At 39.0% G+C, this 25,421-nt stretch carries 30 protein-coding genes; 10 read left to right on the forward strand and 20 right to left on the reverse strand.

Annotated elements, in window-relative coordinates; translation table 11 throughout:
- Positions 1–32 precede the first annotated feature (32 nt).
- The 5 genes from AOR04_RS07415 to AOR04_RS07435 all read right to left on the reverse strand — a co-directional run bounded on the left by AOR04_RS07415 (position 33) and on the right by AOR04_RS07435 (position 3,153).
- Entirely contained in the window at positions 33–443 is a 411-nt protein-coding gene (locus AOR04_RS07415; protein ID WP_096792925.1) for a hypothetical protein, read from the reverse strand.
- Positions 430–1,767, reverse strand: coding sequence for an ATP-binding protein (locus AOR04_RS07420; RefSeq protein ID WP_008138328.1), 1,338 nt, complete (start codon positions 1,765–1,767; stop codon positions 430–432). Before AOR04_RS07420 ends, AOR04_RS07415 begins: the two co-directional genes overlap by 14 nt.
- A complete protein-coding gene (locus AOR04_RS07425; protein WP_007375447.1) occupies positions 1,761–2,435 on the reverse strand; it encodes a response regulator transcription factor in 675 nt (224 codons plus the stop codon). The genes AOR04_RS07420 and AOR04_RS07425 overlap by 7 nt, the downstream gene beginning before the upstream one ends.
- A 3-nt stretch (positions 2,436–2,438) precedes the next feature.
- Positions 2,439–2,702 carry a PepSY domain-containing protein gene (locus tag AOR04_RS07430; RefSeq protein ID WP_007375446.1) on the reverse strand — a complete coding sequence of 88 codons (264 nt, stop codon included), beginning with the start codon at positions 2,700–2,702 and terminating at the stop codon, positions 2,439–2,441.
- 148 nt (positions 2,703–2,850) lie between these two features.
- Positions 2,851–3,153 (reverse strand): YciI family protein, encoded by a 303-nt coding sequence (locus tag AOR04_RS07435; RefSeq protein ID WP_033022975.1) that lies wholly within the window; start codon positions 3,151–3,153, stop codon positions 2,851–2,853.
- A 189-nt stretch (positions 3,154–3,342) separates the two neighbouring features.
- Here AOR04_RS07435 and AOR04_RS07440 point away from each other — a divergent pair, with 189 nt between their 5' ends.
- Entirely contained in the window at positions 3,343–4,767 is a 1,425-nt protein-coding gene (locus AOR04_RS07440) for a sodium-dependent transporter (RefSeq protein ID WP_007375444.1), read from the forward strand.
- Between the two features lie 69 nt (positions 4,768–4,836).
- Here the strand turns inward: AOR04_RS07440 and AOR04_RS07445 are convergent, their stop codons facing one another.
- Positions 4,837–5,478 (reverse strand): CPBP family intramembrane glutamic endopeptidase, encoded by a 642-nt coding sequence (locus AOR04_RS07445; protein WP_096792926.1) that lies wholly within the window; start codon positions 5,476–5,478, stop codon positions 4,837–4,839.
- A gap of 66 nt (positions 5,479–5,544) precedes the next feature.
- The gene (locus tag AOR04_RS07450) at positions 5,545–6,120 is read right to left on the reverse strand and encodes an inner membrane-spanning protein YciB (RefSeq protein WP_096792927.1); all 576 of its coding nucleotides are present in this window, start codon (positions 6,118–6,120) and stop codon (positions 5,545–5,547) included.
- Between the two features lie 191 nt (positions 6,121–6,311).
- On the opposite strand from AOR04_RS07450, the gene AOR04_RS07455 reads away from it, so the two are divergent.
- Positions 6,312–6,581, forward strand: coding sequence for an HU family DNA-binding protein (locus AOR04_RS07455; RefSeq protein ID WP_077538106.1), 270 nt, complete (start codon positions 6,312–6,314; stop codon positions 6,579–6,581).
- 381 nt (positions 6,582–6,962) lie between these two features.
- Positions 6,963–7,541 (forward strand): type 1 glutamine amidotransferase domain-containing protein, encoded by a 579-nt coding sequence (locus AOR04_RS07460; RefSeq protein ID WP_096792928.1) that lies wholly within the window; start codon positions 6,963–6,965, stop codon positions 7,539–7,541.
- Positions 7,542–7,605: 64 nt separating this feature from the next.
- Here the strand turns inward: AOR04_RS07460 and trpA are convergent, their stop codons facing one another.
- The 6 genes from trpA to AOR04_RS07490 are packed head-to-tail and all read right to left on the reverse strand — an operon-like array spanning position 7,606 to position 14,194.
- On the reverse strand, positions 7,606–8,427 hold the full coding sequence (trpA, locus tag AOR04_RS07465) for a tryptophan synthase subunit alpha (protein ID WP_096792929.1): 822 nt from the start codon (positions 8,425–8,427) through the stop codon (positions 7,606–7,608).
- On the reverse strand, positions 8,424–9,608 hold the full coding sequence (gene trpB, locus AOR04_RS07470) for a tryptophan synthase subunit beta (protein ID WP_096794100.1): 1,185 nt from the start codon (positions 9,606–9,608) through the stop codon (positions 8,424–8,426). Before trpB ends, trpA begins: the two co-directional genes overlap by 4 nt.
- Before the next feature lie 7 nt (positions 9,609–9,615).
- Complete coding sequence (gene trpCF, locus AOR04_RS07475; RefSeq protein ID WP_096792930.1) at positions 9,616–10,980, reverse strand: bifunctional indole-3-glycerol-phosphate synthase TrpC/phosphoribosylanthranilate isomerase TrpF; 1,365 nt, start codon at positions 10,978–10,980, stop codon at positions 9,616–9,618.
- Positions 10,973–12,010: an anthranilate phosphoribosyltransferase gene (gene trpD, locus AOR04_RS07480; protein ID WP_096792931.1), complete on the reverse strand. Its 1,038-nt coding sequence runs from the start codon at positions 12,008–12,010 to the stop codon at positions 10,973–10,975. Before trpD ends, trpCF begins: the two co-directional genes overlap by 8 nt.
- An 11-nt stretch (positions 12,011–12,021) precedes the next feature.
- Complete coding sequence (locus AOR04_RS07485; protein ID WP_096792932.1) at positions 12,022–12,624, reverse strand: aminodeoxychorismate/anthranilate synthase component II; 603 nt, start codon at positions 12,622–12,624, stop codon at positions 12,022–12,024.
- A 1-nt stretch (position 12,625) separates the two neighbouring features.
- Positions 12,626–14,194 (reverse strand): anthranilate synthase component 1, encoded by a 1,569-nt coding sequence (locus tag AOR04_RS07490; RefSeq protein ID WP_096792933.1) that lies wholly within the window; start codon positions 14,192–14,194, stop codon positions 12,626–12,628.
- A gap of 464 nt (positions 14,195–14,658) precedes the next feature.
- On the opposite strand from AOR04_RS07490, the gene rnm reads away from it, so the two are divergent.
- From rnm to AOR04_RS07515, 5 genes are all read left to right on the forward strand, one after another.
- The gene (gene rnm, locus AOR04_RS07495; protein WP_096792934.1) at positions 14,659–15,513 is read left to right on the forward strand and encodes an RNase RNM; all 855 of its coding nucleotides are present in this window, start codon (positions 14,659–14,661) and stop codon (positions 15,511–15,513) included.
- Entirely contained in the window at positions 15,510–16,130 is a 621-nt protein-coding gene (locus tag AOR04_RS07500) for an L-threonylcarbamoyladenylate synthase (RefSeq protein WP_096792935.1), read from the forward strand. The genes rnm and AOR04_RS07500 overlap by 4 nt, the downstream gene beginning before the upstream one ends.
- Before the next feature lie 6 nt (positions 16,131–16,136).
- A complete protein-coding gene (locus tag AOR04_RS07505; protein WP_008138354.1) occupies positions 16,137–16,973 on the forward strand; it encodes a segregation and condensation protein A in 837 nt (278 codons plus the stop codon).
- 145 nt (positions 16,974–17,118) lie between these two features.
- Positions 17,119–17,670, forward strand: coding sequence for a cytochrome b (locus AOR04_RS07510; RefSeq protein WP_002961572.1), 552 nt, complete (start codon positions 17,119–17,121; stop codon positions 17,668–17,670).
- 1 nt (position 17,671) lies between these two features.
- Positions 17,672–18,247, forward strand: a complete 576-nt coding sequence (locus AOR04_RS07515; protein WP_096792936.1) for a YceI family protein — start codon at positions 17,672–17,674, stop codon at positions 18,245–18,247.
- Between the two features lie 67 nt (positions 18,248–18,314).
- Here the strand turns inward: AOR04_RS07515 and AOR04_RS07520 are convergent, their stop codons facing one another.
- Both AOR04_RS07520 and AOR04_RS21695 read right to left on the reverse strand, forming a co-directional pair.
- Positions 18,315–19,124, reverse strand: a complete 810-nt coding sequence (locus tag AOR04_RS07520; protein WP_442960148.1) for a hypothetical protein — start codon at positions 19,122–19,124, stop codon at positions 18,315–18,317.
- A gap of 160 nt (positions 19,125–19,284) precedes the next feature.
- A complete protein-coding gene (locus AOR04_RS21695) occupies positions 19,285–19,452 on the reverse strand; it encodes a hypothetical protein (protein ID WP_007375427.1) in 168 nt (55 codons plus the stop codon).
- Positions 19,453–19,818: 366 nt separating this feature from the next.
- Between AOR04_RS21695 and AOR04_RS07525 the strand changes: the two genes are divergently transcribed.
- Positions 19,819–20,367 carry a hypothetical protein gene (locus AOR04_RS07525; protein WP_007375426.1) on the forward strand — a complete coding sequence of 183 codons (549 nt, stop codon included), beginning with the start codon at positions 19,819–19,821 and terminating at the stop codon, positions 20,365–20,367.
- On the opposite strand, the gene AOR04_RS07530 is transcribed toward AOR04_RS07525, so the two are convergent.
- Positions 20,362–21,165 carry a M61 family metallopeptidase gene (locus AOR04_RS07530; RefSeq protein WP_096792938.1) on the reverse strand — a complete coding sequence of 268 codons (804 nt, stop codon included), beginning with the start codon at positions 21,163–21,165 and terminating at the stop codon, positions 20,362–20,364. The genes AOR04_RS07525 and AOR04_RS07530 overlap by 6 nt on opposite strands.
- 187 nt (positions 21,166–21,352) lie before the next feature.
- Between AOR04_RS07530 and icd the strand changes: the two genes are divergently transcribed.
- Entirely contained in the window at positions 21,353–22,621 is a 1,269-nt protein-coding gene (gene icd / locus AOR04_RS07535) for an NADP-dependent isocitrate dehydrogenase (protein ID WP_096792939.1), read from the forward strand.
- Between the two features lie 12 nt (positions 22,622–22,633).
- Here icd and AOR04_RS07540 read toward each other — a convergent pair whose 3' ends face one another.
- From AOR04_RS07540 to AOR04_RS07555, 4 genes are all read right to left on the reverse strand, one after another.
- Entirely contained in the window at positions 22,634–23,065 is a 432-nt protein-coding gene (locus AOR04_RS07540; protein ID WP_096792940.1) for a hypothetical protein, read from the reverse strand.
- Positions 23,066–23,476: 411 nt separating this feature from the next.
- A complete protein-coding gene (locus tag AOR04_RS07545) occupies positions 23,477–23,683 on the reverse strand; it encodes a hypothetical protein (protein WP_096792941.1) in 207 nt (68 codons plus the stop codon).
- Between the two features lie 29 nt (positions 23,684–23,712).
- Positions 23,713–24,162 carry a GNAT family N-acetyltransferase gene (locus AOR04_RS07550; RefSeq protein WP_096792942.1) on the reverse strand — a complete coding sequence of 150 codons (450 nt, stop codon included), beginning with the start codon at positions 24,160–24,162 and terminating at the stop codon, positions 23,713–23,715.
- An 82-nt stretch (positions 24,163–24,244) separates the two neighbouring features.
- Positions 24,245–25,192: a LysR family transcriptional regulator gene (locus tag AOR04_RS07555; RefSeq protein WP_024595339.1), complete on the reverse strand. Its 948-nt coding sequence runs from the start codon at positions 25,190–25,192 to the stop codon at positions 24,245–24,247.
- Positions 25,193–25,421: the final 229 nt, after the last annotated feature.

Below are 25,421 nucleotides of genomic sequence, written 5' to 3' on the forward strand. Positions count from 1 at the left end.
CCTATAAGCAACCGATTAGTAGATTGCTTGTTTTAAAATGGTTTTTTAAGTGCATCAGTAAATTGGTTGATAAGTTGGATTTCACAGATTTTATAACTAATAGCCGCAGTTGTTGCATTAGGGAGTTTTAATAAATAACGCCACTGGCAAGCGCTTTCTATGTATTTTTCATTATTACTAATGCTGCGCATAAATAATGGAAGTATTTGGGTATTACCTGTACTTTCTTGTGATGTAGTGAGTTCGTATTTACGCTTTTGTATCCAACTGCCTTGCACTAGTTTTGCTTTATTTATTTGTGTATCTAGGCATTGGATATAACGCTTAGCTTCATCCGTGGTTGCTTTTTTTACTAAAGTACACGCTTCATTAGCAAAACTGTATTGGCTAATTATTAACAGTACAATTGCAGTTAGCTTTAATAAATTATTACTTTTTATCATTATAATTAAACTCTAAAATAAATTGAGCACCGCCCAAGTTATCAGCTTTAGTGATAGTGAGAGTACCGTGATACGACTTAACTAAATCAGATACAATTGCCATACCCACACCGTGTCCGCTTTCATATGTATCTAGGCGTGTACCACGAGTGAGTAAAGACTCGCGCTTGTCTTCTGGTACACCAGGACCATCATCGCTAATACCAATACACAGAGTTTTACTTTGGACTACTTGTATTTCGACTTGTGAACGACATGCTTTACAGGCGTTATCAATTAAATTACCCAATAGTTCCATTAAATCGGTTTGATCACCTAAAAAGTAGTCTTTATCTGTTACTGTGCAACTAAAAATAATATCTTTATCACGATACACTTTTGCCATAGCACTTAAAATAGAATCGAGAACTGGCTTAATTGGCGTTTGTTTCTTCCAAGTATCAGAGGCACCGGTTGCTGCCCGTTTTAATTGGTGCTCGATCATCACATTAATACGGTCAAGCTGCTCTTGTGCATCTGCATCATTAGCCAGCGGGCTTGATTTCAAAACAGCTAGTGGTGTTTTAAGCGCGTGTGCAAGGTCGCTCAATGAGGCTCTGTAGCGCTCTTTCTGACGTTGTTGAGAATCAAGGAGTAAGTTTAAATCGGACTTAATAGTTTGCAACTCAATGGGGTATAACCCTTTAATTTCTTGGATATCGCCAGACTCGATCGCTTTTATTTCTTTATCAAGTCGTTGCAGTGGCCGTGCACTCCAAATAAAACCAACCGCCATAAGACCCGCGATTGCAATGCCCATTATAAACATCCAATCAACAAGTGTTTGCTTAAAACCGTCCATTAAACGCAGTAAGGCATCGTTACGTTTAACTAATATGAAGCGTGCCTGTTCTGATTGATCTATGTTGTTTAAAATAACAGTAAGGCTAAGTTGCCAGTACGCAGTGTTTTTATATTCAACTCGTCTAAAGTCCGCTGCACCTGCTTTTGTTTCTACTTGCTGAGGTACAAAATTAACGTTAACAGCTGATTCAGAATGCCAAATGGGTTCATCGTCACGATAGATCATTGCGTAGGTATCGGAGTTTAGTCTATTTAACTCAGGCGCTAAAATTGTACTTGGCATAATAATGCCATGCTCAGTAAAGTCGACTTCAGATATAAGCGAATATAGCTGTGCTTCGAGGGTTTTTTCTGTCGCATCAACAAGTGAAGCGTAATACGCTTTGCCAATTGAATAGAACAGGATTGGGAGTGCGACTAATAAAACAAAGACAAGGATAAATCCTTGCCTTATTTTTAACGATATTTGCGGTATTACCACTGACTTTTAAGCCTGTAACCGCGCCCACGTAGTGTCTCTACTGGGTTTAATACACCTTCAGGGTCAAGTTTCTTGCGTAAACGCAGTACAAATACTTCGATAACATTTGAATCAAGGTCAAAATCTTGATCGTAAATGTGCTCAGTCAATTCTGATTTTGAGATTACTTTTTGCGGGTTTACCATTAAATATTCAAGCACTTTATATTCGTAAGCGGTTAGGCTGAGCTCTTTATCATCAACCCAAACTTGCTGCGAGCGTGTATGGATTTTGATTGGGCCTGCTGTCATTTCTGGATTTGCCTTACCTGCACTGCGACGAATTAATGCATTACAACGTGCAATAAGCTCTTCAACGTGAAATGGTTTTGTAAGATAATCGTCTGCGCCAGCATCTAAACCTTCTACTTTGTCCTGCCAGCGATCACGCGCTGTTAAAATCAGAATAGGGATAGTAATACCTTGTGCACGTGCTTTATTAATCAATTCGATACCGTCTATTTTAGGTAAACCTAAATCAACAACGGCCATATCAAGCGGATATTCAGTAATATGGAAAAGACCTGCTTCACCATCGTGGCATAAATCCACGCTGTAACGTTCTTTTTCTAAAGCATTACGTAGGTTATCTGCTAAATGTAAATCGTCTTCTATAACTAAAATTCGCATCGGTTAATCCTTTTTTACTTCGCCAGTTTTTTTATTTATATGTAAATCGACGACATGGCCGTCAGATTTGAGTATTCGCACTGTATAAAAGTCAGTTTGTTCAGAAATCTTAAGCGTTTTACCGTTAATGGTTTTTTTTGCGAGTATTACAGCCTTCTTTTTGCTTACTTCAGCTTTAGCCGTTGGATTTGTGGCTGTTGTATTTACTTGAGAAAAGCTAGCAAAGCTAGTACAAGCAATAAAAGTAAGACTTAATAATATGCGCATGATAGAACCCCTAGACCAAACACACTTAGTTTAATTAACTAAGTTACTAAAATTCAAGTAAAAACACTAAATTAGCTTTTACTTTAACAATTTTAATTAAAAACCCGTGAACAAACCCTGAACTATGTTAATAAGCGATTATTTATAGTTAAGCAGGGAAAACTTTTTTAAATGGTTTAACAACAGTATTTTCATATACGCCTGCGGCAACATACGGATCAGCCGCAGCCCATTCACGCGCGGCTTCTATTGAATCAAACTCAGCCACAACGAGTGAACCGGTAAAACCAGCCTCTTGAGGATCTTCACTGTCAACTGCTGGAAAAGGACCTGCAGTAAATAAGCGATTTTGTGAATCAAGCTCATTAAGACGTTCCAAGTGTGCTGGGCGTGCTGCTTTTCTAAGCTCTAAGCTGTTTTCAACATCTGTTGAGTGAATCATGTACAACATAAGAAATCTCATAAAAATTGTTAAATTTGATTAACGCAATACTATCACAGCGTTGAAAATTGGTGAATTAAAAGCGTATTTAGGCAGGTTTACACTTCGATTTTATTTTTACACTGTATTTGCTTGAAAATATCTGTGTAACACTGGTAGAGTCGCTGAAATATACAAAATAATAAAAAGGTTTTATGCATGAGCGATAATAGAGAGCGATTTAGTTCCCGTCTCGGATTCATACTAGCGGCAGCAGGTTCTGCTGTGGGTATTGGTAATTTAGTTGGTTTTCCTGTTTCTGCTACCAAAAATGGTGGTGGCGCATTTTTATTAATTTATGCTTTATTTGTCGTATTCATTTGCTTACCTGTCATGATGGCTGAAATGGCAATGGGCCGTAATGCTCAAAAAGATCCACTCGGCTCGTACAAGCTGTTGGCAAACAATGACAAAAAGTGGAAGTTTGCAGGATTTTTAGCTGTGCTTACACCATTTATGATTGCAGTGTTTTACATGGTAATTACAGTGTGGATTTTCGGCTACTTAATGCAAACTGGTTTGGGGAATTTAGATTTACTCGCTGAACCTAGCCATTTTGGTGTTTTTATTAATAGCTACACTGTTTTTGGTTACATGGCGGTAGTGGTAATTATTGTTAACTTAATTTTATTAGGGGGTGTTAAGCAAGGCATAGAAAAAGCCGCTAAATTTCTGATGCCAGCACTTCTAGTCATGCTTCTTGCTTTAGTTATTTATGTATTAACACTTGATAATGCAATGGCAGGTGTTAAATATTATATTATCCCTGATTTTTCTAAAATGAGTGCAAGCGTACTTAATGGGGCGCTAAGCCAAGCATTTTTCTCGTTGTCGTTAGGTATGGGTATATTAATGACTTACGCGTCGTATATATCTAAAAAAGATGACATTGTAAGTAGTGCAAAAATGGTAGCAATTACTGACTCGTTAGTCGCCTTTGTCGCAGGTCTTATGGTGTTACCGGCTATATTTAGTTTTGATCCAAACACAGACCCATCAGCACTTTCTGATTCGTCAGTGTCGATGATTTTTGTGTACTTGCCGAAAATATTATTAGCACTGCAAAATGATATCGGATACGTAGGCGCATCAATTGTAGCATTCTCGTTTTTCTTGTTGGTATTTTTTGCTGCAATTACGTCATTGGTATCTATTGTTGAAGTACCGACAGCCACATTAAGCGACCGCAAAGGAATTAGCCGTAAAAAAGCATTGGGTATTTTAACACTTACAACTGGCGTGCTAACTATTTTATGTACTATGTCGTTTGGTATGATTGACAGCCTTACCTCGTTTACCAGTTATGGCGGTGTAAATAAGAGCTTTTTCGATATTATTGTTGATGTATTCTACGACACAATTTTACCGCTTAATGGCTTAATGGTGTGTTTGTTTGTAATGTACCGCTGGAAAAAAGCACGTTTAACACAAGAGCTAAGCTTAGGCTCGCCTAATTATGCTGGTAGCTTAATGGAAAAATACGTTAATTTTTCACTTTCAACGTTTATTCCAATTATTTTAGCGGTAATATTTATAAATACAGTCGCGACTAAGTTTTTTGCTCTAAAAATATTTGGCTTTTAAATACAGACCCAATTATATAAGCCGTACTTGTTGCGGCTTTTTTGTATGTAAATTTAAATAAAGGTTACTTTAATTAAATGCGCCTGAGTCGAGATAGCTGCCAATGCCAAGGGTAAACATCCAAAGCCCCCATAAGCTATGCTCAATAACGCACACAAAGGTTGAGCGGCTTTTTGCGTAGGTATAAGCAAACAGTAAGCCACCTAAAAATGCTAAGGCTACTGCAATCCAATTTGCATACACAATATGCGCCAACGCAAATACACTCGCACTAACTACAATACGCACTGCTTTTTTTGGCATAATGCGTTTATAACGATGGAAAAAATATGTTCTGAATATTAATTCTTGAGGAATAACCGACAGTATTGGATACAGCACCAACAGTAAAAGCCAATCATTAAATGAGTTACGGGGAAGGGTAAACCAGTTGCCTTGATGAATAATCCCGTAAAACATGCCTGAGAACAGCGCACCTAAAAAAAAGAAGCTAAACACACGCCTTTTAACAGCAGAAAATTGCCCAAGGCTTGTGAGTCTAAATCGTTTAAAATGGGGATCGCCTAGTAGCAACATACAACACACACTCATAAGTATAATAAGCGCAGGGATAAGCCAATTAGCTAAGTGCTCGCGTAATCCAAAACCCAACAAGGGCAGCAATATAAAAATGAGGGTAAATTCAAACCAGCGGTATTGATTAGCGTTCAAGGTCGTCTCAACTTGCTTTTTTTAATAAGCTAACAAGCTAAGACGACACTTTTATGACGAGGGGGCTTACTTTGCAGGCTCTTCTTCATCAGGGAAGTATTTATATAAGGCGATAATAGTGGCAAAAATGCTTACAAAAGTAATACCCATTAAACCAAACACTTTAAAGTTAACCCAAAAGTCGAGCGAAAAATTATACGCAATATAAATGTTTAGTGCCGCTATACCAGCAGTTATAGCAACCCACATTAGGTTAAGCTTATCCCATAACGGTTCTGGGACAACAATGGCTTGTTTTGTATCATTAGCGTTTTCGAGGATTGAGCTAAGCGCTTTTTTAACGAGATTTTTATTAAGTACATAACGGCTAACAAGTAACGTTAAACTTAAACCTGCATATATGAGTGTTGCTTTCCATTTAATGTATTGCTCATCATGAAGTACCAGCGTTAGCGTACCAAACACGGCAGCAATGCCAAAAAATATCCAATGACGAGTAGGTACATTGCCATGTTTAAAGTAGCTATAAGCAACTTGAATAAGCGTAGTGGCCATCAATAAACCGGTAGCCCAATAAATATCGACGAGTTTAAACACTGCAAAAAACAGTATGAGTGGAATGTATTCAATTAATGCGTGCATATACTACCTAAATTATACAAAAAAGAGTCAAAGGCTTTTTACCACATAAAGCTTAGCAACTACAAGGTTGACTTGTTGCCCTGTAACCCTTAGCCTGCGTGGCTTTATTACCAATTTGGTTTGGTATTTTTCATATCATCATATTCCCACGCTTAACCAACACTGATTTGGCGTGTATTTAGGAGCCTAAAATGAATAAAGCAGAACTCGTTGCTGCCATTGCACACAAAAGTGAATTAACAAAAAAAGATGCTCAAGCGGCACTTTCAAGCTTGCAAAAAGTCATTACTAAATCGCTTTCTGAGGGCGATCAAGTTCAAATTAATGGCTTTGGTACCTTTGCGCTAAGTTATTACCCAGCGCGTACTGGGCGTAACCCACAAACAGGGGCTGCAATTGAAATAGAAGGCGCAAATAAAGCGGTTTTTAAACCCGCGAAAGCGTTAAAAGATCTGCTTTAAATTTATTTAAGGTTTTAAACCTCGTATTGATAGATAAGTTACATGAGCGCGAAGTAAATTCGCACCTACGGGTATATGCTGTAGTTCAGGATTACACGTCGCGTTTAATGGCTTTAAATTACATGAGCGCGAAGTAAGCGCACCAATGTGGAAATATGTTGTAGGTGAGGTTTTACACCTCGCTTTTGGTGGTGTTAAATTACATGAGCTGGAAATAAAGTGGCACTTATGTACATTATTCATAATCTCTAAATAATTTACATGGTAGCATAACTCTATTTCAATTTACTCCTTTATTTTCAATTGCTTGTTATCGGCACGCATCGTGCTTTTTTAATTGTGTATTTTAAATATAACTTTTAAGAAAATAAGGAGATCTCAATGAGTACATTACAAATAAGCACACGTTTACAAGGCAAAAAAATCGCAATTTTAGCCACTGATGGATTTGAGCAAAGTGAGCTTTTATCTCCACGCAGCGCATTACTTGATGCTGGTGCAAACATCGAAATAGTATCAATTAAAGAAGGCCAAATTACTGGCTGGGATGAAGACAAGTGGGGCGATAAAGTAACAGTAGATAAACTAGTTACAAACGCGGATCCTGCTGATTACGACGCGCTTATGCTTCCTGGTGGTTTATTTAATCCAGACAGTTTACGCCAAGATAAAGATGCTAAAGCATTTATTGATGGCTTTTTTGGCGCAGAAAAAAACAAACCCGTTGCTGCTATTTGCCATGCGCCGTGGTTGTTAGCTGAAATTAATAAATTGCGCGACCGTACCATTACCTCTTTCCCTAGTATTAAAAGCGATTTAATTAATGCAGGTGCTAATTGGGTTGACCAAGAAGTATGTGTAGATAAAGGTTTAGTAACAAGCCGAAGCCCAGCTGATTTGGAAGCATTTAATGCTAAATTTATTGAAGAGATTTTAGAGGGTAAACACCAAGCTCACTAATTTGCTTTTCAAAAACAAAAAAGGGCATTTAAATGCCCTTTTTTAATGTGTAAATTTACACTTTTTATAATGCGGTTGCGGCTTTCATTTCACTAACAAATGCTTTTAACTGCGTTGTCATTGCGTCTAAATCGTTAAGGTTAGCTTCAATAATTTTAACTACAGCAGAGCCTGAAATAGCACCTGCTGCGCCTGCGTTAAGTGCGGCTTTTACATCATCTGGTGTTGAAATACCAAACCCTAAAAGAGCAGGAGCTGCATGGTATTCTTTTAATTTAGTGACAATATTACCCGCTGGCATTTGTGCTTTAGTATCGGTACCGGTAACACCAGCGCGCGATAGTAAATACGTATAACCACGACCGTAAGAGGCGCATTGGCGAAGTGTGTCGTCATCCGCATTAGGTGTTGCAATAAAAATTGGGTCTACACCGTTATCCATTGCCGATTTTCTAAATATTTTAGATTCATGCAGAGGCACGTCAGCCACTAAAATAGAGTCTACACCTACCGCTTTTGCATCTTTGTAAAATGCTTCTATGCCGCGCTTAAAAACAAGGTTTGAGTAAAGCAATAATCCAATTGGAATATCGGCGTTATACTCGCGTATCTCTTTAATAATATCAAAGCAATCTTGCGTGTTAATGTGCACATCAAGTGCGCGAATATTAGCTTTTTGAATTACAGGACCATCCGCAATCGGGTCCGAAAACGGAATACCAAGCTCAAGCGCATCAGCGCCGCCGTCAATTAGGCTTTTAATAATCGCAACACTTTGCTCTTTACCTGGGTCGCCAATTGTTACAAATGGTACAAACGCACCTTGTTTTTGCTCGTTAAGCGCTGCAAACATTTTGCCGTAACGATCCGTTTTTACTTGGCTCATAGCTGACCTCTTTCAGTTAGTACATTGTGAACGTGTGCTAAATCTTTATCGCCGCGACCACTTAAATTAATCACTAAAACGCTTTCCTCGGTTTGCTCTTCTGCGTACTTAAGCGCATAAGCTAACGCATGGCTTGATTCAAGCGCCGGAATAATCCCTTCGTTTTTAGCAAGTGATTGAAACGCATCAAGCGCTTCTGTATCGGTAATACCCACGTATTGAGCGCGACCAGTTTCGTGTAAAAATGCGTGCTGAGGACCAACCGCAGGGTAATCAAGACCCGCTGATACAGAGTAAGACTCTTCAATTTGGCCATCGTCGTTTTGCATAATATACGTATAAGTACCGTGTAATATGCCTTTGGTGCCTTTACAAATTGTTGCACCGTGCTCATTTGTATCAAGACCTTTACCAGCAGGCTCAACACCAATTAATTTAACGCCTGGCTCGTCAATAAAGTCAGTAAACATACCAATCGCGTTTGAACCACCACCAACACAAGCAATAACAGCGTCAGGTAAACGACCTTCTGCTTTAAGTACTTGTTGTTTGGCTTCTTCACCAATAATTTTTTGATACTCGCGTACAATTGTTGGGAATGGGTGTGGACCTGCAGCTGTACCTAGTAGGTAGTGCGCGTCTTGGTAATTTGCTGACCAGTCACGCAGCGCTTCATTTACTGCATCTTTTAATGTGCCAGAACCCGCTGTTACCGGAATAACCTCTGCGCCCATTAACTTCATTCTAAATACGTTAGGTTGCTGACGCTCAACGTCTTTTGCGCCCATATAAATTCGACATTTTAAACCCAGTAGTGCACATGCAAGCGCGGTTGCAACACCGTGTTGACCAGCACCGGTTTCAGCAATTACTTGTTTTTTACCCATGCGCTTTGTAAGTAACGCCTGGCCAAGTACTTGGTTGGTTTTATGTGCGCCGCCGTGTAGTAAGTCTTCACGCTTTAGATACAGTTTTACTTTTGGGTTTTTAACTAAATTGCGCGTTAAAGTAAGTGGGGTAGGACGACCCGCATACTCGTTTAATAATTTACTTAGCTCTGCCTGAAACTCAGGATCTTTTTGTGCTTTGTTAAATTCATTTTCTAACTGCTTAAGCGCAGGGACAAGTAACTCGGGTACAAACATACCGCCAAACTCGCCAAAATAAGCTGGATTTTGCATTTTAACCTCAATAATTTCTGATGCTTGTAAAAGCATTATGTAATTTGTTAGGGCACTTTTTACCCGCAGATTCTTCAACGCCTGAGTTTAAATCAAGGCCTAGGGCACCTTTAAAAAGCGCATCTTCAATATTGTCTGGATTTAAGCCTCCAGCGAGCATAAATGGTGTAGTTCCACCGCTAAGCACCGACCAATCAAATGCTTTACCTGTACCGCCAGCTTGTGTATCGCTGTGCGTATCGTAAAGGTGTCGATCAACCCCATTTACAGGCGTTGGCAATGCATCTTTTATTGCTTGAGCTTTCCAAATTTCGCAATTAGTTGGTAACTGTGTACGCAAGTCAGCAATGTAATCGTCACTTTCTTGACCATGTAATTGAACTGCCGCTAATTTTAGCACACTTGCGTATTGAGCAACTTGCTCAATGGGGGCATCTACAAATACACCAACAAAATTAAGTGGTGCGCTTTGGCTCAGCTCTCTTGCACAATCTAAATCGACATAGCGAGGCGATTTAGGATGAAAAATTAAACCGCCATAAACAGCACCGTTTTGATATGCCGCTTGTGCATCTTGGCTACGTGTTAAACCACATACTTTATTGTCACCTAAAATAACACGGCGACATGCTTGCTCTAAATCACGCTCGCCCATAAGTGAGCTGCCAATTAAAAAACCATCGCATAATGGAGCTAAACGTTTTACGTCATGATGGGTGTAAATACCCGATTCCGAAATAACCACTTTATCAGCCGGAATAAGCTTTCGTAGTTTTTCAGTAGTGGCTAAGTCGGTGCTTAAATCGCGTAAATCGCGGTTATTAATACCAATAATTTGTGCATCAAGCGCAAGTGCGCGGTGTACTTCTTCTTCATTACTTACTTCGGTTAACACCGACATATTAAGTGAATCGGCAACAGCATGCAGTGCTTTATAGCTTTCGTCATCGAGTACCGAAAGCATCAGTAATATAGCGTCACCACCATATATACGTGCCATATACACTTGGTACTCGTCTATAAAGAAGTCTTTACAGATAAGCGGTTGTTCTACTTGGCTGCGCACAAATTCGAGGTAATCAAAACTGCCTTGAAAATATTTAGCATCAGTTAACACGCTCATGCAGGTGGCGTATTTTTTATAAACTGAGGTAATTTCGGTTAAATCAAATGGCTCTCTAATTAACCCTTTTGAGGGCGATGCTTTTTTACACTCTAAAATAAACTGTGTGCCTGGGGCTGCTAATGCTTTGTAAAAACTACGGCTTGTAGGCACTGCAAGGTGCTTAAAGCTTTCAAGCGGGCGTGCGGCTTTACGCTCAATGAGTTCTAATTTTTTATCAGCAACAATTTTGTCTAATACATTAGCCATTACTTACCTCAATAATTGCATTTAGTGTGTTCATGGCTTGCCCTGAACTTAATAATGTTTGTACTTGTTTTGCCCCTTCTTTTAACGTTTCTGCTTTACCTGTTAGGTATAAAAGGGCAGCTACGTTAACCACAATAGCAGCATTATGTGCATCTGTGCCTTTGCCTTGCAAGATGGCGAGGCTAGCATTTGCGTTGTATTGTGGGCCTTCACCAGCGAGTTGTTCAAGTGAATAGTTTGCAAGGTCGAAGTCGCTTGGGTTTAGTGTGTACTGCGTAATCTCGCCATTATTTAGCTCAACTACCGTTGTTGGGCCGTGTAGAGCTATTTCGTCAGTGCCCGAGCCGTGAACAATCATAGCGCGCTTTGTGCCAAGGGTTTTAAGTGTTTGTGCCATTGGCATACACAACGCTTCGTTATACACACCTAACAATTGCACTTCAGGTGCTGCAGGGTTAGCAAGCGGGCCTAAAATATTGAAAATAGTGCGTGTTTTAAGCGATGTGCGTACGCCCATCGCATGGCGTACGCCACTGTGATAGTGCGGTGCAAACAAAAAGGTAAAATTGGTTTGCTCAAGACATTTTGCTGCTTGCTCTGGGCTCATATCTATATTAATGCCCAAGGCTTTGAGTAAATCGGCTGAGCCTGAATTACTCGATACACTGCGATTACCATGTTTTACCATGTTAATACCAGCAGCAGCGGCAACAATTGCTGACGTTGTACTTATATTAATTGTGTTTGAGCCATCGCCACCAGTGCCACAGCTATCGGCAAGTTGCGTACTGCTGGTAGTAAAAGCAACAGCGTTTTCGCGCATTGAGGCTGCAGCACCTGCTATTTCATCGCTTACTTCGCCTTTAATTTTAAGGCTTATTAGTAGGGCGGTTAGCTCAATCTCGCTCATGTTACCTTGCATTATTTCATCAAACAGTGCTTTGGCGTCTGCGTAGCTTAATGATTGCCCTGTAATTAGTTGTTCAATAGCGTGTTGAACATTTATGGGTTGTTCTGGTTGTGTACTCATAATGTCCTCTTTTATTTGGCGCGTGTTAAGTAAGCGACACTTTGCTGAAGTAGCATTGCGCCGTTTGGCGTCAGTATTGATTCTGGATGAAACTGGTAACCCAATGCGTTGTCATCATGATGATAAATAGCCATTGGGATATCTTCGTACTGGGCAATAACCTTTATATTATCAGGCACTTTTGTTGCCATTAATGAATGGTAACGTGCTACAGGCATTGTATTGCCCATACCATCAAATACAGGGTGCTCGCCTAATTTAATAATTGAAGACTTACCATGTACGGTTTCACCCGCGTGACCGATTACTCCGCCATAGCTTTGTGTTAACGCTTGTTGGCCTAAACAAATGCCTAACATTGGGAAGTGGCCTTTAGAGAGCTCGATAAGCTCCATTAAACAGCCTGCATCGCTTGGTGTGCCAGGACCTGGGGAAAGTACTAAGAGTACTTGTCCTTGCTCTTGGCGCATTTTATTAAAAATAACCTCAGCGCTAATGTTGTTTCTGTAAACAACCAGTTCGCAGCCAAGCATCGTAAGCTCATCAACAAGGTTATATGTAAATGAGTCAAAGTTATCTAAAAAATAGATTTTAATAGGATTCGTTTTACTCATTTTATACCGCCTTATACGTAGATTTTATGGCGGTGATAACCGCTTGTGCTTTAGCGCGAGTTTCGTTTGCTTCTGAAATAGGATCAGAGTCAAACACTACACCGGCACCTGCTTGCACGTAGGCTTTGTTATTTTTAACAAAAGCTGAGCGAATAACAATACAGCTATCCATTGCGCCATCACCGGTTAAGTAACCTACTGCGCCGCCATAGCTGCCACGGCGCTTACCTTCAGTTTGACGAACAAGCTCAGCAGCACGAACCTTTGGTGCACCAACAAGCGTGCCCATGTTCATACACGCTTGGTAAGCATGCAATGCATCAAGCTCGGGTTTTAGTGTGCCAACAACGCGTGACACTAAATGCATTACTTGTGAATAGCGGTCTACTTTTAATAGCTCTTTGGCAAAACGAGTACCTGCAACACTAATGCGGGCTACGTCGTTACGCGCTAAATCAACGAGCATTAAATGCTCGGCGCGCTCTTTTTGATCGTTTCTTAGTTCCAACTCAATGCGGCTGTCTAGGTCTGGGTTTATTTGCCCGTTAGTAAATTTGCCGCGCGCTCGAGTACCAGCAATTGGGTATACTTCTACTTGCTGATTACTTACGTCGTACTTAAGGGCCGACTCAGGAGACGCGCCAAATAAAGCAAAGTCTTCATCGCGCATATAAAACATGTAAGGGCTTGGGTTTTGCTTTTTAAGCTGGCTATACGCATGTAAAGAATCAGGGCAAGGTAGTGAAAATGTACGCGACGGCACTACCTGAAAAATATCACCATCTACAATGTTCTTCTTAAGCTTAACAACTTGCTCGCAGTAAGTGTCATCGTCTATATCAACGCTTACCTCACATTCGCCACTTTGCATTTCCGCACTAAATTCTGCTGCGTTATCGCAAAGTGTATTTAATCGTTCTAACTCTTTACCTACTTCAAAGCAGTTAGCGTGTACGTCTGGGCCATTAAATACATTACCAATGAGCTCAGTTGTTTGCTTTTGATGATCAATAAGAACTAAGGTTTCGGCTAAGTAAAATACGTAATCTGGGCAGGTGTTTTCGCCATCAGGTACATCACTTAATTGCTCAAAGTTTGCCACCATATCGTAAGCAAATACGCCGCCTAAAAATACCGAAAATGGATTGTTGGTTGTGCTTTTAATACTGTTGATACACGTACGTAGTGCGCTAAATGCGTTATCAGCAACGAGCTTGCTCGCTTCGTCAGTATCGCCGCTAGTGTCTAAATAACAAAGGGTAAGTGTTTCGCCGTCTAAAGTGGCATCACAGCTTTTAACATTTGCCTGCAAGTAGCTAAGTAGTTGTTGCCCATTATTAGATTGAGCATTAATAGTGACTGTTTTATCTTGGCATACGATGCGCAGTGCACAGTCGACTAAAATTAAACTTTTTACACTGTCTTTAGAATCAATCTCAGCCGATTCAAGCAGTAGTGAGTTAGGCTTATCAAGTGCCGCGTATAATGCAAGAGGGCTACTAATATAGTCGCGTACTTGCGTAATGCTTGTTACTTCGCCTGGTGTGGTAGTTATATGACTAAAAATCAAACCTCATTCCCTCAAAAAATTAAACCCCGCAGTGCTTTTGCAATGCGGGGTTTGAATAACGATATCTAAATTACAAACAGATCATTACCGTCCCGCTATATCAGGCGCCACCACCAACGATGTGTAAGAGTAAGACCGTTATTCATGTTTTTCTGCCTCAAAATTTATTAAATATTGTTAACGTATATGTTTCGTAAAATTTAGTTATAAAAAAACCCGCATAGTTGCGGGTTTTGAATTTTTGCTAGACACGACAATTCATCACCCGAAAATTACGAGTGCCACCACCAAATAGTGTTTAAGTTTGAATTGATCATTATTGTTAATTCTTAATGTGTCTGAAAGTGGCTACAGTAAAACGTATCTTATGCTTTTGTGTCAAGTGTTTATTTAAAACAATTTAGTCAAAAAAGTTGTTATACTTACATAAACACCAGTAACCCTTAATTTTAAGCAGTTTTCTTTTGATAAAATACGATTTACATAGCCATACTACACATTCAGACGGGCGTTTAACGGTTGAAGAATTATTGCATCGCGCTGTTGATAAAAATATTGATGTGTTTGCTATTACCGATCATGACACTGTGGCGGCTATTAAGCCTGCTCAGCAATTTATTGAAGCAGAAAACTTACCGCTTTCATTAATAACGGGTACCGAAGTGTCTACCAAATGGGAAAGCTTCGAAATTCATATTGTAGGTTTAAATATTGATATTAATAATATTGACCTTACCTCTTTATTATCGGCTCAGCAGCAAAAGCGAGAAGAGCGTGCACTAGAAATTGGCGCACGCCTTGCAAAAAATGGTTTTAATGGCATTTACGAGCAAGCTAAAGAGCTGGCAAAAGACGCGCAAATTACGCGCGCACATTTTGCACGTGCCCTTATTGAGCGCGGTGTAGCTAAAAATTTCCCGGGTGTTTTTAAAAAGTACTTAGGGCGCGGCAAAACAGGCTACGTACCTAGTTGCTGGTGCACCATGCAAACCGCTGTAGAGGCAATACATGCCGCTGGTGGTGTTGCTGTACTTGCTCACCCAAGTAGCTATCAAATGTCAAACAAGTGGCTACGCAAATTATTAGTAGAATTTAAAAGTGTAGGAGGAGACGCAATGGAAGTTGCACAACCTCAACAGGCGCCAAGCGAACGTCAATTTTTAGGTGAACTCAGCCGTGAGTACGAACTACTTTGCTCGCAAGGGTCTGATTTTCATTTTCCGACAAGCTATTTAGAGCTTGGCAAAAATTTATACTTACCGAAAGACTGCCAAGGTGTTTGGCAAGTTTGGGAAGGACAAGAAGGGGCATTAACATGAGTCAATTATTCCATATTCATCCTGATAACCCGCAACCAAGACTGATTAGTCAAGCCGTTGATATTATTAAACAAGGCGGCGTTGTTGTTTACCCAACAGATTCGGGCTATGCCATTGGCTGTAACATTGGTAATAAGCAAGCCAAAGAGCGCATAGAGCGTATTCGTGGTATTGAAAAAAACGATAATTTTACGCTAGTTTGCCGTGATTTATCGGAGCTATCTACTTATGCACGTGTAGATAACCAGCTATTTAGATTAATTAAAAATAATACGCCAGGGCCTTATACCTTTATTTTTAAAGGCACAAAAGAAGTCCCTAAGCGTTTATTAAACGACAAGAAAAAAACCATTGGCATGCGTGTAATTGAACATCCAATTGCTTGTGCGTTACTTGCCGAACTTGGCGAGCCGCTAATGTCGTGTTCTTTAATTTTACCAGGGCAACAATTTACAGAATCAGATCCTGATGAAATATTAGAGCGATTAGATAAGCACGTTGATTTAATTATTCACGGTGGTTACTTGCCAGAGCAAGCAACCACAGTAATCGATTTGTCGGAAGATGACGTTAAAATATTACGTGTTGGCTGTGGTGATACAAGCCCGTTTGAGTAATAACAAGTGAGCGAAAATACTGCTGATACAAAAAGTAGTGAAAAGCCAGTGCAGCAAAAGCTGCCACTGGCTTTTTTGCATGGTAAAGCGGTTGTAGATAAACCCGAAGACTTATATATTCCGCCCGATGCGCTCGAAATAATATTAGAAACCTTTGAAGGCCCGCTCGATTTACTGCTTTATTTAATTAAAAAGCATAAGCTTGATGTGCTCGACCTTTCTATTTTTAGTATTACAGAGCAGTATGTAAGTTACGTTGAAATGATGACCGAGTTTCAACTCGAACTTGCCGGTGAATATTTAGTTATGGCCGCGTTACTTGCACAAATTAAGTCGCGCTTATTACTTCCTGTACACGAAGAGCTTGAAGAGGAAGAAGACCCTCGCGCTGAGCTTATTAAACGTCTACAAGAATATGAGTTATTTAAAAAAGCCGCCGAAAACCTCGATGATATCCCCCGTGTTGGGCGTGATATTTTTATAGCGCATGCCGCTATGCCAATAAATGAAGACACAAGTCAAAACCTCCCCGATATTGAACTTAAAGACTTAATGCTGGCGCTGAGTGATGTAATGGCGCGAGCAAAAACGTTTGAACATCATCAAATTACTGCCGAAGTACTCTCAACCCGAGAGAGAATGAGCCAAATATTACAACAGCTATCGAAAGCAAATTCAGCAGTGGTGTTTAATGCGCTTTTTACGCCTGATGAAGGGCGTAGTGGTGTGGTAGTTAGTTTTATAGCCATGCTTGAACTCATTAAAGAAGGACTTGTTACTTGTTTGCAAGTAAGCCCAGAGAGCTTAATTTATGTCAGCTTGAGCGAGCAATCCACTCTATAAACTTATCTGTTTAATCCTCAACTTCTAAAACTGACTTTAATTATCAAAGTTCTGTGCGTATACGCACGTAAAGTGTTTGTAAATGTTATTTTCATTTAAGGCTATGCACTATATTGTAACGTCATAGCATTATAGGACGTTACACATGTTTAAAAATACACCTTCATCTTACGGACTTGTCGCCATTATTTTACATTGGCTCATGGCGTTGACTATTTTTGGCCTGTTTGGTTTAGGTTTATATATGGTTGAGCTTACTTATTACGATAGCTGGTATAAAGGCTCGCTCGATTTACATAAAAGCATTGGTATTACGCTTGTCGCCGTATTTTTATTTAGAATTTTATGGCGTGCTTTATCTACACAACCTAAACCATTAGGTGAAAGTAAAGGCATGAACCAATTAGCACATACTGCGCATATTGCTATGTATATTATTTTGGCTGTTATTGTTGTTGCAGGGTATTTAATATCAACCGCAGACGGGCGTCCAATAGAAGTATTTACTTTATTTAATGTATCAGCGCTTGATTTTGCCTTTGATGACCAAGCCGATATTGCAGGAAAAGTACACTATTACGGCGCGTGCACATTAATCGGGTTTGCAGTATTGCATGCACTAGGGGCGTTAAAACATCACTTTATCGATAAAGATAAAACCTTAATTAGAATGATCAAACCATTAAAGGATGATTAAAATGAAAAAATTATTAGTAAGCACAGCCGTTTCGGCTGCAATGATGTTATCGGTAACAACTGCTAATGCAGCCGACTACGTAATTGACACAAAGGGTGCTCATGCATTTGTAAACTTTAAAATTAAACATTTAGGTTACAGCTGGTTACATGGCCATTTTAATACCTTTGATGGTAAATTTAACTACGATGCTAAAAACCCTAATGCGTCGCAAATTATGGTTAATATAGATACAACAAGCCTTGATTCTAATCATGCCGAGCGCGATAAACACCTTCGTGGTAAAGAGTTTTTAAATGTTGATAAATACCCAACAGCGACGTTTAAAAGCACCAGTATTAAATTTGAAGACGATTCAGGTCAAGTAACAGGTGATTTTACGCTGCATGGTGTAACCAAAACCATTACTTTTGAAATTGATAAAGTGGGTGAAGGTAAAGATCCATGGGGTGGTTACCGTGTAGGCTTTGAAGGTGAAACAAGCCTTAAGCTTACCGACTACGGTATTGATTACAATTTAGGGCCAGCCTCTACCCATGTAGATATAGGTTTATTTATTGAAGGTATTCGTCAGTAATATATAAAATACTTAATTATAAACAATAAACAGCGTCATTTTTAATGGCGTTTTTTTCTATAAATACTTATTTTTTTATACGCTCTTGCAATAAAGGCCTTAAATGCTCTGGCAACCAGCGCATTAGCACATCATTATAAGCTGGTGTTTTTTTTATTACTTTGAGCTGCTCATTAAGCATTGCTATATCTTTTGCACCTTGCTCATTTTTAGTGCAACCAATAAAGCCATAACTTAACGCAGGGGATTCGATTAACGGTCGTTGTGTTAAATTTTTATCAAAATTCATTAATTTAGCTAAATAATAATGTTCGCTTGGGTAACCCAATAAAATATCAATCCGTTTTAAATTAAGCATATAAGTAAGGCTCGCTAAGCTGTCGCGAGTAGGTCTTATTACTAAATCTATATCGGGAGTTGTGTTTATAACCGAATCTATCTCTTTTCCATAAGAACGACTCATTGATATGCCGAGTGTTAGCTTTTTATCACGTATTAAATCTAATAATGACACTTCAGTCGCATCAGGCAATTCAAGTGCGTCTGCAAGCTTGCTATGCATAGCAACAGAAGGTGATAGGCCTGTAGTTGAGCTTTCGTCTGTAAAGTAAATATGCTTTTTTCGGTAATCATTTTTATAAAGAGATAATGCGCAAGTATTATTGGACGTATTTGATAGCTCTTGGATTACTTTTCCCGAAGGGATGATAATTTGATTAAAGGTAATAGCGGGTAGTTGTTTTTCAAGTAGGGATATAATGCTTTCATCGCGGCCTTGGTGTTGATATTGGCCATTTAAAATGTAGTACGGTGCAAAGTCGTGCGTTAACCAATTAATGGTTTTAGCATTACTTACAGGGCTTACAAAACAAAACATTAAAAAAAGTATACATAAACGGAGCATTACAGCAGTTGCCAATAATTATTATTGTAAAACTATTGTAACCATTAAAGGGCTAAAAAGTAAAATGCCAGCAACGAGGCTGGCAAAATATATTTTCAATAATCACAATAATAAAAAGCAATTAAAGTTTTGTTTAACTAGCTTTTAGCCATTTAACAAATTGGCGTGCATCACTCGCTTTTTGAAATAATGCATTTTTTAAACCTTGTGTATCACTAAAGATTACACGATGTTTGTTTACTGAAATTGATTGCACTGGATGTGCAATTTGGATCATAGACCCATTATATTTATAAGACATAATAAAACTCACTTTATTCTTGTTATTTATTCTGCGCTATATTTTATAGCTTCGTGCAGTCAATAAATAAACGATGTTGTGTTTAGCTTCATTACAGTGTTGACGATCTTTATGACACTTTTGCGATGATAATAAAATTCATCTCGGTATTATTTAAGGGGTTCTCGCCGTACAATAACTTAGCTTTCAAATATACGTTTTGCGGGGCTTACTGGATCAGGGTAAATGGTTAACCGCGGCGGTTTCTTTAAACCAGAGAGGGAAGTTAACTTATATGTATATTATGTGCAAGCTATTTTTTTATTTATTTATAATACATTTTATCAACTGCCTATGGCCTCCAATTTTATTTACTAAAGGATAAGTATGAATTACCTAATTGCGAGCGATATTTTTGGTTTAACACCTGCTTTTACGCAGTTTACAGAGGGGTTTGACACTAAGGTAACGGTTATTGATCCTTATGATAATGAGTTGCAACCTATTGATAGTGAAGAATATAACTACAATAAATTCATACAGAAATGCGGGCATGATAAATACACCGACAAACTTCAAAAATGTTTTGCGCATTTGCAAGCACCAACAACTTGTATCGCATTTAGCGCAGGGGCAAGTGCAGCATGGCGCGCACAGTTATTAACAGGCAATACACACCTTAAAAAGTTAATAGGGTTCTACCCATCACAAATTCGTAATTATTTAGCATTAGATGCAAACGTACCCTGTGAGTTTATTTTTCCTAAACATGAGGTACATTTTAATGTTGATGAAGTGATAGCCATTTTAAATAATAAGTCCGCAGTAAAGTGTAATAAAACAAACTACCTACATGGTTTTATGAACGAGCACTCAGTCAATTTTAATGAGCAAGCGTATAACTATTTTAGCCATTACTTAAAAGTAGCGTTATAGCTGATTAATTTGCGCTTTTGTAATATTAGGAAAGTCAGTGCGATTATTGTATTGTGCGTATAGAGTAGAAAAAACACTGCTTCTAGATTGTTTATCAAGCTCTTTTATAAACATTCTAGCATTAGAGCGTGCTGGCCTACAGCATAATTGATACGCCTTTATAACACTTGCCAAAGTTTGCCCTTGTTTTTGCAATGCTAGATCTGCTTGGGCAAAAAAAGCTGCGCCTGTCCAGTAAACACGTTGCTGAGCACGTTGTTTCCACATATCGGCAGAGAGCTTATTAAGTGGCTGTGTTTTAGTTTTGGTTTGCAGGCGGGCACGATCAAACCCTGCATTTAAGCGTTGTACAAACTGCGGCTGGGTGATTATACCGCTGTCACGCATTATTACGTTTTGCATATAACTGGCAAAACCCTCGCTTAGCCAAAAACCGGAGTAGGGAAATAGCGGCAAATATAAATGTGAAAGTTCATGGTATAGCGTCCAATCTTTAGTGAATGCTTTTAAACTGGCGTAACGATCTATATGTAGTTCTAGCCCATCGGGATTATTTCGCTTTACAGTAGCCCAAGGTACTGGCTCAAAAGCAAAATATTGCGGTTTTAAATAAATAGGTAAGGTACTTTGTTTTAGAGGCCCTAACGTATTTTGTGTTTTTTCAACACTTTGATTCACCCAAGTAGACACCGTCCTTTGACCACTACTTGAGAGTGAATTGAGGTTGTGTATTACTACCTCAACGGCTAACGTTTTAAACGAGTTGATTGATAGTAGCAATATAAAAAAGAGTTTCATTAAAGTGTTCCACTGTAATTTAATAGCTAATACGATAAGGCTAATTAAACAAGACCAACCCATGACGTAAATAGTCACAGTTAATTTGTTATTTTTTTAAATGATAGTAACTATAAAAGTACAAATACAGACACGCCTTAATTAGCATGCTTTAATCATATTTATAGAACCTTTGTAGGTGTTAGCAATGCAGTACCAACATATAAATGTGCCAACGCAAGGTCAAAATATCACGATAGACCAATACGGACAGTGGCAAATTCCGTTAGAACCTATCATTGCTTATATTGATGGCGATGGCGTGGGTTTAGATATCATGCCGGTAATGCGCCACGTTGTTGATAGTGCAATTGAACATTGCTACAAAAACGCTCGAAAAATACATTGGATGCAGGTTTATAACGGCGAGCAAGCCGCAAAACTGTATGACGGTGACTGGTTTCCACAAGAAACAATTAACGCAGTACGCGCCTGTAAAATTGCCATAAAAGGGCCGTTAACAACGCCGCTGGGTGGTGGCTTTCGCTCACTCAATGTAGCCCTCAGGCAAGAAATGGATTTATTTGTAAATATGCGCACTATAAAAGGCTTTAGTGCACTCCCTTCTCCTTTAAAAAATCCTTTTTTAACAAACATAACCGTGCTGCGCGACAGCAGCGAGGATGTGTATTCAGGTATTGAATGGCAAGCAGGCAGTGTAGAAAGCGAAAAAATGCTCGACTTTTTATGCGAAGAAATGGGGGTAACGCGCTTAAGGTTTACACAAGAGTGCGGTATTGGCATTAAAAATATATCCAAAGAAGGCTCTGAACGACTAATGCGCTTTGCAATTAAGTATGCACTTAAAAACGATAGTGAATCCTTAACACTAGTGCACAAAGGCAATGTACTTAAATTTACCGACGGGGCATTTAAGCGTTGGGGGTTTGCACTTGCAAAAAGCGAGTTTAATGCCACCGCACATGAAAATGGGCGTTGGCTGCAAATAGAGCGAGGACACCAAGCGCCCTTAATTATTAAAGAAGTCATAGCTGACAACATGCTGCAACAATGTTTAATGCATCCAGAGCAATTTGATGTAGTGGTGACGACTAACCAAAACGGCGACTTTTTAGCGGATATGCTAAGCGCACAAGTTGGTGGTGTTGGCATAATGCCCGCAGCTAATTTAAATAATGATGTTGCATTTTTTGAGCCCACACACGGCACGTTTGAACGTATAGCAGGGCAAAATAAAGCAAACCCAAGTAGCAGTATTTTAAGTGCGGTATTAATGCTTAAATTTATGGGATGGGACGAGGCCGCATTACTGATAGAAAGTGCGTTAGAGCAAACATTTAAAAGTGGTGAAGTAACCTTTGATTTAGCGCAAGAGCAGAGCGATAACTCAAGTATTCATAACTCGACAACCTTAACTTGTACTGGCTTTGCAAAGAAGGTTATCGAGCACTTTTAAACACATTCATTATTAAGCTGCTGAGGCAGTTTTTACTCTGTGCATACAAGGGCGGTTGGTTAACTGCGCTGCACGATGGTAAATATCATGTGCTTGGGGTTCATCGCATTGTGTACCGCTAAGCGTATCCATTAGTGCGACAACAATAATTGCAGGAACCTGGCAGCAATATTCATCTAAAACAGCTTCTGTCGTTTGCGCATCAACATGGCAAAGCGGGTGGTTTTTAAGTTGGTATGCGTTTAATAATGTATCTACTTCTAATACATCATCTGGTTGATGTTTTGTTTTACGACATTTACAACCAAACTCATCAACTAAAGTAGCTAATGCTTGATAAGTCTCAGTGGTGTTAGTTTTTGCGCATAACTGCTCTTCAATAAACTGATGTAAGTTAGCATCAATAAATAACCCGTCTTGTTGTGTGAAGCTTGATGTTGTCATAATTATTACTCTTAGTTTGTTGGCTTAACTTCACTCTAGCGCTAAGTGTATTATTAATGAAATTGTTGTTTTCAATAACTGACATTGATTTCATCAATAGTAAGTTTTAAAACTAAATAAAAAATAGAAAACATACCTAAATTATACTAATTAATTTGGTGCAGAGTGGTAAAAACGTGCACAAAACTGGAACAAGGGGAGTCATTGAGGAATAAATATGGACTATTAGTTAATTGTTTTTATTGAATTTTAATTTTTTTATGAAGTTGGTACTAAGCTTGCTAATCATACACTGTAGGTAGACTCCTATATCGACGATTTCCAAAAGCGCCATGGTATTTTCCCAAAGTTGAATACCACGGCGCTTTTTATTTTTCGCGTGTATTTTATTTAGTCGTAACAATAGTAATGTTAAATTTTAATAAAGTAGGGAATAGCCACTAAAATAGCGCCTACAATCAACAGCATGCTAACACTGCTCATAAAATACGGAAATACCAATAGCGATAAACCAATACAAAGTGGTACTACGGTTTTTTTTCTTCGCCCGTAAGTAAGGTAGCCAATACCAATGCCACCAAACAAAACACTCCACGCAATTATTGATGCACTATCCATTTGTAAATTACCTATTTTGAAATACTGATTTAAATTACGACCGACATAGCCAGCTTTTCAATACCATGTGAAGGGGTCCATCTTTTAAATTCCACGAAGCCATGCTTTTTATATAAATTTATTGCAGGAGTATTAGCAACCGCAGTCTCCACTATTGCATGAGAAAAATCATCCATTGCTAAAACATAACTTATTAGCTTACTTGCGATACCTTTTTTAAAATGACTAGGATCAACGGTTAAACTGCAAATATCTAAATACTCGTTGTTTGTATCTACTTCTATAACGGCTGCTAAACATTCATTTTCGCTGTAGCCATAAAAGGTTGTTTCTGATTTTTTTATACCTTTAATATTACGCGCTAAAGGAGGAAAGTTATGCGCGCCGATCAGTTTAGCCTCTATAGCGTAGGACTTTTGAAAGACAGCAAAAATTATATTTGCAGTATCGTTATTCTTATTATTAAGTTTGTTTATCATTATATTCTTCTAATGAAAGTAAAGCTTGGACAGTATGCGCGATAGTAAAATACCTGGTGCTTGATGTGATGAAAATAATAATTTATCTATCTGCAATCGTTTTAGCAAACGCTAATAACTCACGCCTTAACCATTGGTGCGCTGGGGCGTGGTGCAGCAGTGGGCTCCATATCATTTTTACTTCAATAGGCACTATTTGAAATGGTACAGGGCTGATTACTAAATCAGTATGAGAGGTTAATAACTTAGCTTGCCTGCGCGGTAGGGTGGCAATAAGTTGCTCTGATTGGCAAAGCAGGCTTGCAACCATATAGTGGCGAGTAAAAACACGTATTTTACGTGTTTGTTCTAGTTGCCAAAGCGCTTCATCTACCCAGCCTAATTTTTGCTTTCCTGATTTATTAGTAACAGCGGCTTCAGGCCCCCAGCCGGCACGATTTACCCAAATATGCTCTTTTTTTAAGTAGTCGTCTAACCCTGATTGTTGTAAAAATGTATTTTTAGGATGCGTTAAACAACAGTAGTTATCTCGCCATACACTGGCTTGATGAAACGAGCGTGGCAAACCATTAAAGCGATTTATTGCTAAATCTATAGTGCCTTTTTCCATGTCTTGTAGGTTTACGTCGCTTGGACTTAATACATCAAAATTAATACCGGGGTTTTTACTAAGCTGCGCAGTTATAAAAGGGGCTATTAAGGTCGACTCTATGTAGTCGTTTGCCATTATTCTAAACGTAACTTCAGCCGTTGTAGGGTTAAATTGCTCACTAGGCTGCGTAATAGCTTCAGCCATTTTTAAGAGCGCCTCAACTTCAGGCTTTAATGCAAGTGCCTTTGCCGTTGGTGTCATAGAGCCTGCAGCACGCACCAGCAATGGGTCGTCAAATAAATCGCGCAAACGTTTTAGCGCATTACTCATAGCCGGTTGCGTAAGAGCAAGTTTATTTGCAGCTTTTGAAACACTTTTTTCATCGATGAGTACATTTAAGTAAACTAACAAGTTGAGGTCGACGTTTCTTATATTCATATGGGCGTGTTGGCCTTTCAGGGTTGAAATTTGTTCAATCTAGGGGCGACTTAATCGCGGCGCGAGGTTTGCCACCTAGTGGGCTAAGTAAAAATCGAGCAACTAAGAGTTAATCGTCCCTAGAAAGAACCCTATGGGCAGTCTGTATTTGGCCTTTATGCAGCGTTAAAGTACATTTATGGGGAGTCACCACATTACATGTACTTTGCCTTGCTTAAAAACCAAATAC

It is taken from the genome of Pseudoalteromonas sp. 1_2015MBL_MicDiv (genome assembly GCF_002407505.1).
Taxonomy (GTDB): Bacteria; Pseudomonadota; Gammaproteobacteria; order Enterobacterales; family Alteromonadaceae; genus Pseudoalteromonas; species Pseudoalteromonas fuliginea.

Excerpts from the sequence above, each read along its gene's own strand:
- AOR04_RS07415 (WP_096792925.1), bottom strand. The coding sequence starts at position 443 with ATGATAAAAAGTAATAATTTATTAAAGCTAACTGCAATTGTACTGTTA.
- AOR04_RS07425 (WP_007375447.1), bottom strand. The coding sequence starts at position 2,435 with ATGCGAATTTTAGTTATAGAAGACGATTTACATTTAGCAGATAACCTA.
- AOR04_RS07430 (WP_007375446.1), bottom strand. The coding sequence starts at position 2,702 with ATGCGCATATTATTAAGTCTTACTTTTATTGCTTGTACTAGCTTTGCT.
- AOR04_RS07435 (WP_033022975.1), bottom strand. The coding sequence starts at position 3,153 with ATGTTGTACATGATTCACTCAACAGATGTTGAAAACAGCTTAGAGCTT.
- AOR04_RS07440 (WP_007375444.1), top strand. The coding sequence starts at position 3,343 with ATGAGCGATAATAGAGAGCGATTTAGTTCCCGTCTCGGATTCATACTA.
- AOR04_RS07450 (WP_096792927.1), bottom strand. The coding sequence starts at position 6,120 with ATGCACGCATTAATTGAATACATTCCACTCATACTGTTTTTTGCAGTG.
- AOR04_RS07455 (WP_077538106.1), top strand. The coding sequence starts at position 6,312 with ATGAATAAAGCAGAACTCGTTGCTGCCATTGCACACAAAAGTGAATTA.
- AOR04_RS07460 (WP_096792928.1), top strand. The coding sequence starts at position 6,963 with ATGAGTACATTACAAATAAGCACACGTTTACAAGGCAAAAAAATCGCA.
- trpA (WP_096792929.1), bottom strand. The coding sequence starts at position 8,427 with ATGAGCCAAGTAAAAACGGATCGTTACGGCAAAATGTTTGCAGCGCTT.
- trpB (WP_096794100.1), bottom strand. The coding sequence starts at position 9,608 with ATGCAAAATCCAGCTTATTTTGGCGAGTTTGGCGGTATGTTTGTACCC.
- trpCF (WP_096792930.1), bottom strand. The coding sequence starts at position 10,980 with ATGGCTAATGTATTAGACAAAATTGTTGCTGATAAAAAATTAGAACTC.
- trpD (WP_096792931.1), bottom strand. The coding sequence starts at position 12,010 with ATGAGTACACAACCAGAACAACCCATAAATGTTCAACACGCTATTGAA.
- AOR04_RS07485 (WP_096792932.1), bottom strand. The coding sequence starts at position 12,624 with ATGAGTAAAACGAATCCTATTAAAATCTATTTTTTAGATAACTTTGAC.
- AOR04_RS07500 (WP_096792935.1), top strand. The coding sequence starts at position 15,510 with ATGAGTCAATTATTCCATATTCATCCTGATAACCCGCAACCAAGACTG.
- AOR04_RS07510 (WP_002961572.1), top strand. The coding sequence starts at position 17,119 with ATGTTTAAAAATACACCTTCATCTTACGGACTTGTCGCCATTATTTTA.
- AOR04_RS07515 (WP_096792936.1), top strand. The coding sequence starts at position 17,672 with ATGAAAAAATTATTAGTAAGCACAGCCGTTTCGGCTGCAATGATGTTA.
- AOR04_RS07520 (WP_442960148.1), bottom strand. The coding sequence starts at position 19,124 with ATGTTTTGTTTTGTAAGCCCTGTAAGTAATGCTAAAACCATTAATTGG.
- AOR04_RS21695 (WP_007375427.1), bottom strand. The coding sequence starts at position 19,452 with ATGTCTTATAAATATAATGGGTCTATGATCCAAATTGCACATCCAGTG.
- AOR04_RS07525 (WP_007375426.1), top strand. The coding sequence starts at position 19,819 with ATGAATTACCTAATTGCGAGCGATATTTTTGGTTTAACACCTGCTTTT.
- AOR04_RS07530 (WP_096792938.1), bottom strand. The coding sequence starts at position 21,165 with ATGAAACTCTTTTTTATATTGCTACTATCAATCAACTCGTTTAAAACG.
- icd (WP_096792939.1), top strand. The coding sequence starts at position 21,353 with ATGCAGTACCAACATATAAATGTGCCAACGCAAGGTCAAAATATCACG.
- AOR04_RS07540 (WP_096792940.1), bottom strand. The coding sequence starts at position 23,065 with ATGACAACATCAAGCTTCACACAACAAGACGGGTTATTTATTGATGCT.
- AOR04_RS07545 (WP_096792941.1), bottom strand. The coding sequence starts at position 23,683 with ATGGATAGTGCATCAATAATTGCGTGGAGTGTTTTGTTTGGTGGCATT.
- AOR04_RS07550 (WP_096792942.1), bottom strand. The coding sequence starts at position 24,162 with ATGATAAACAAACTTAATAATAAGAATAACGATACTGCAAATATAATT.
- AOR04_RS07555 (WP_024595339.1), bottom strand. The coding sequence starts at position 25,192 with ATGAATATAAGAAACGTCGACCTCAACTTGTTAGTTTACTTAAATGTA.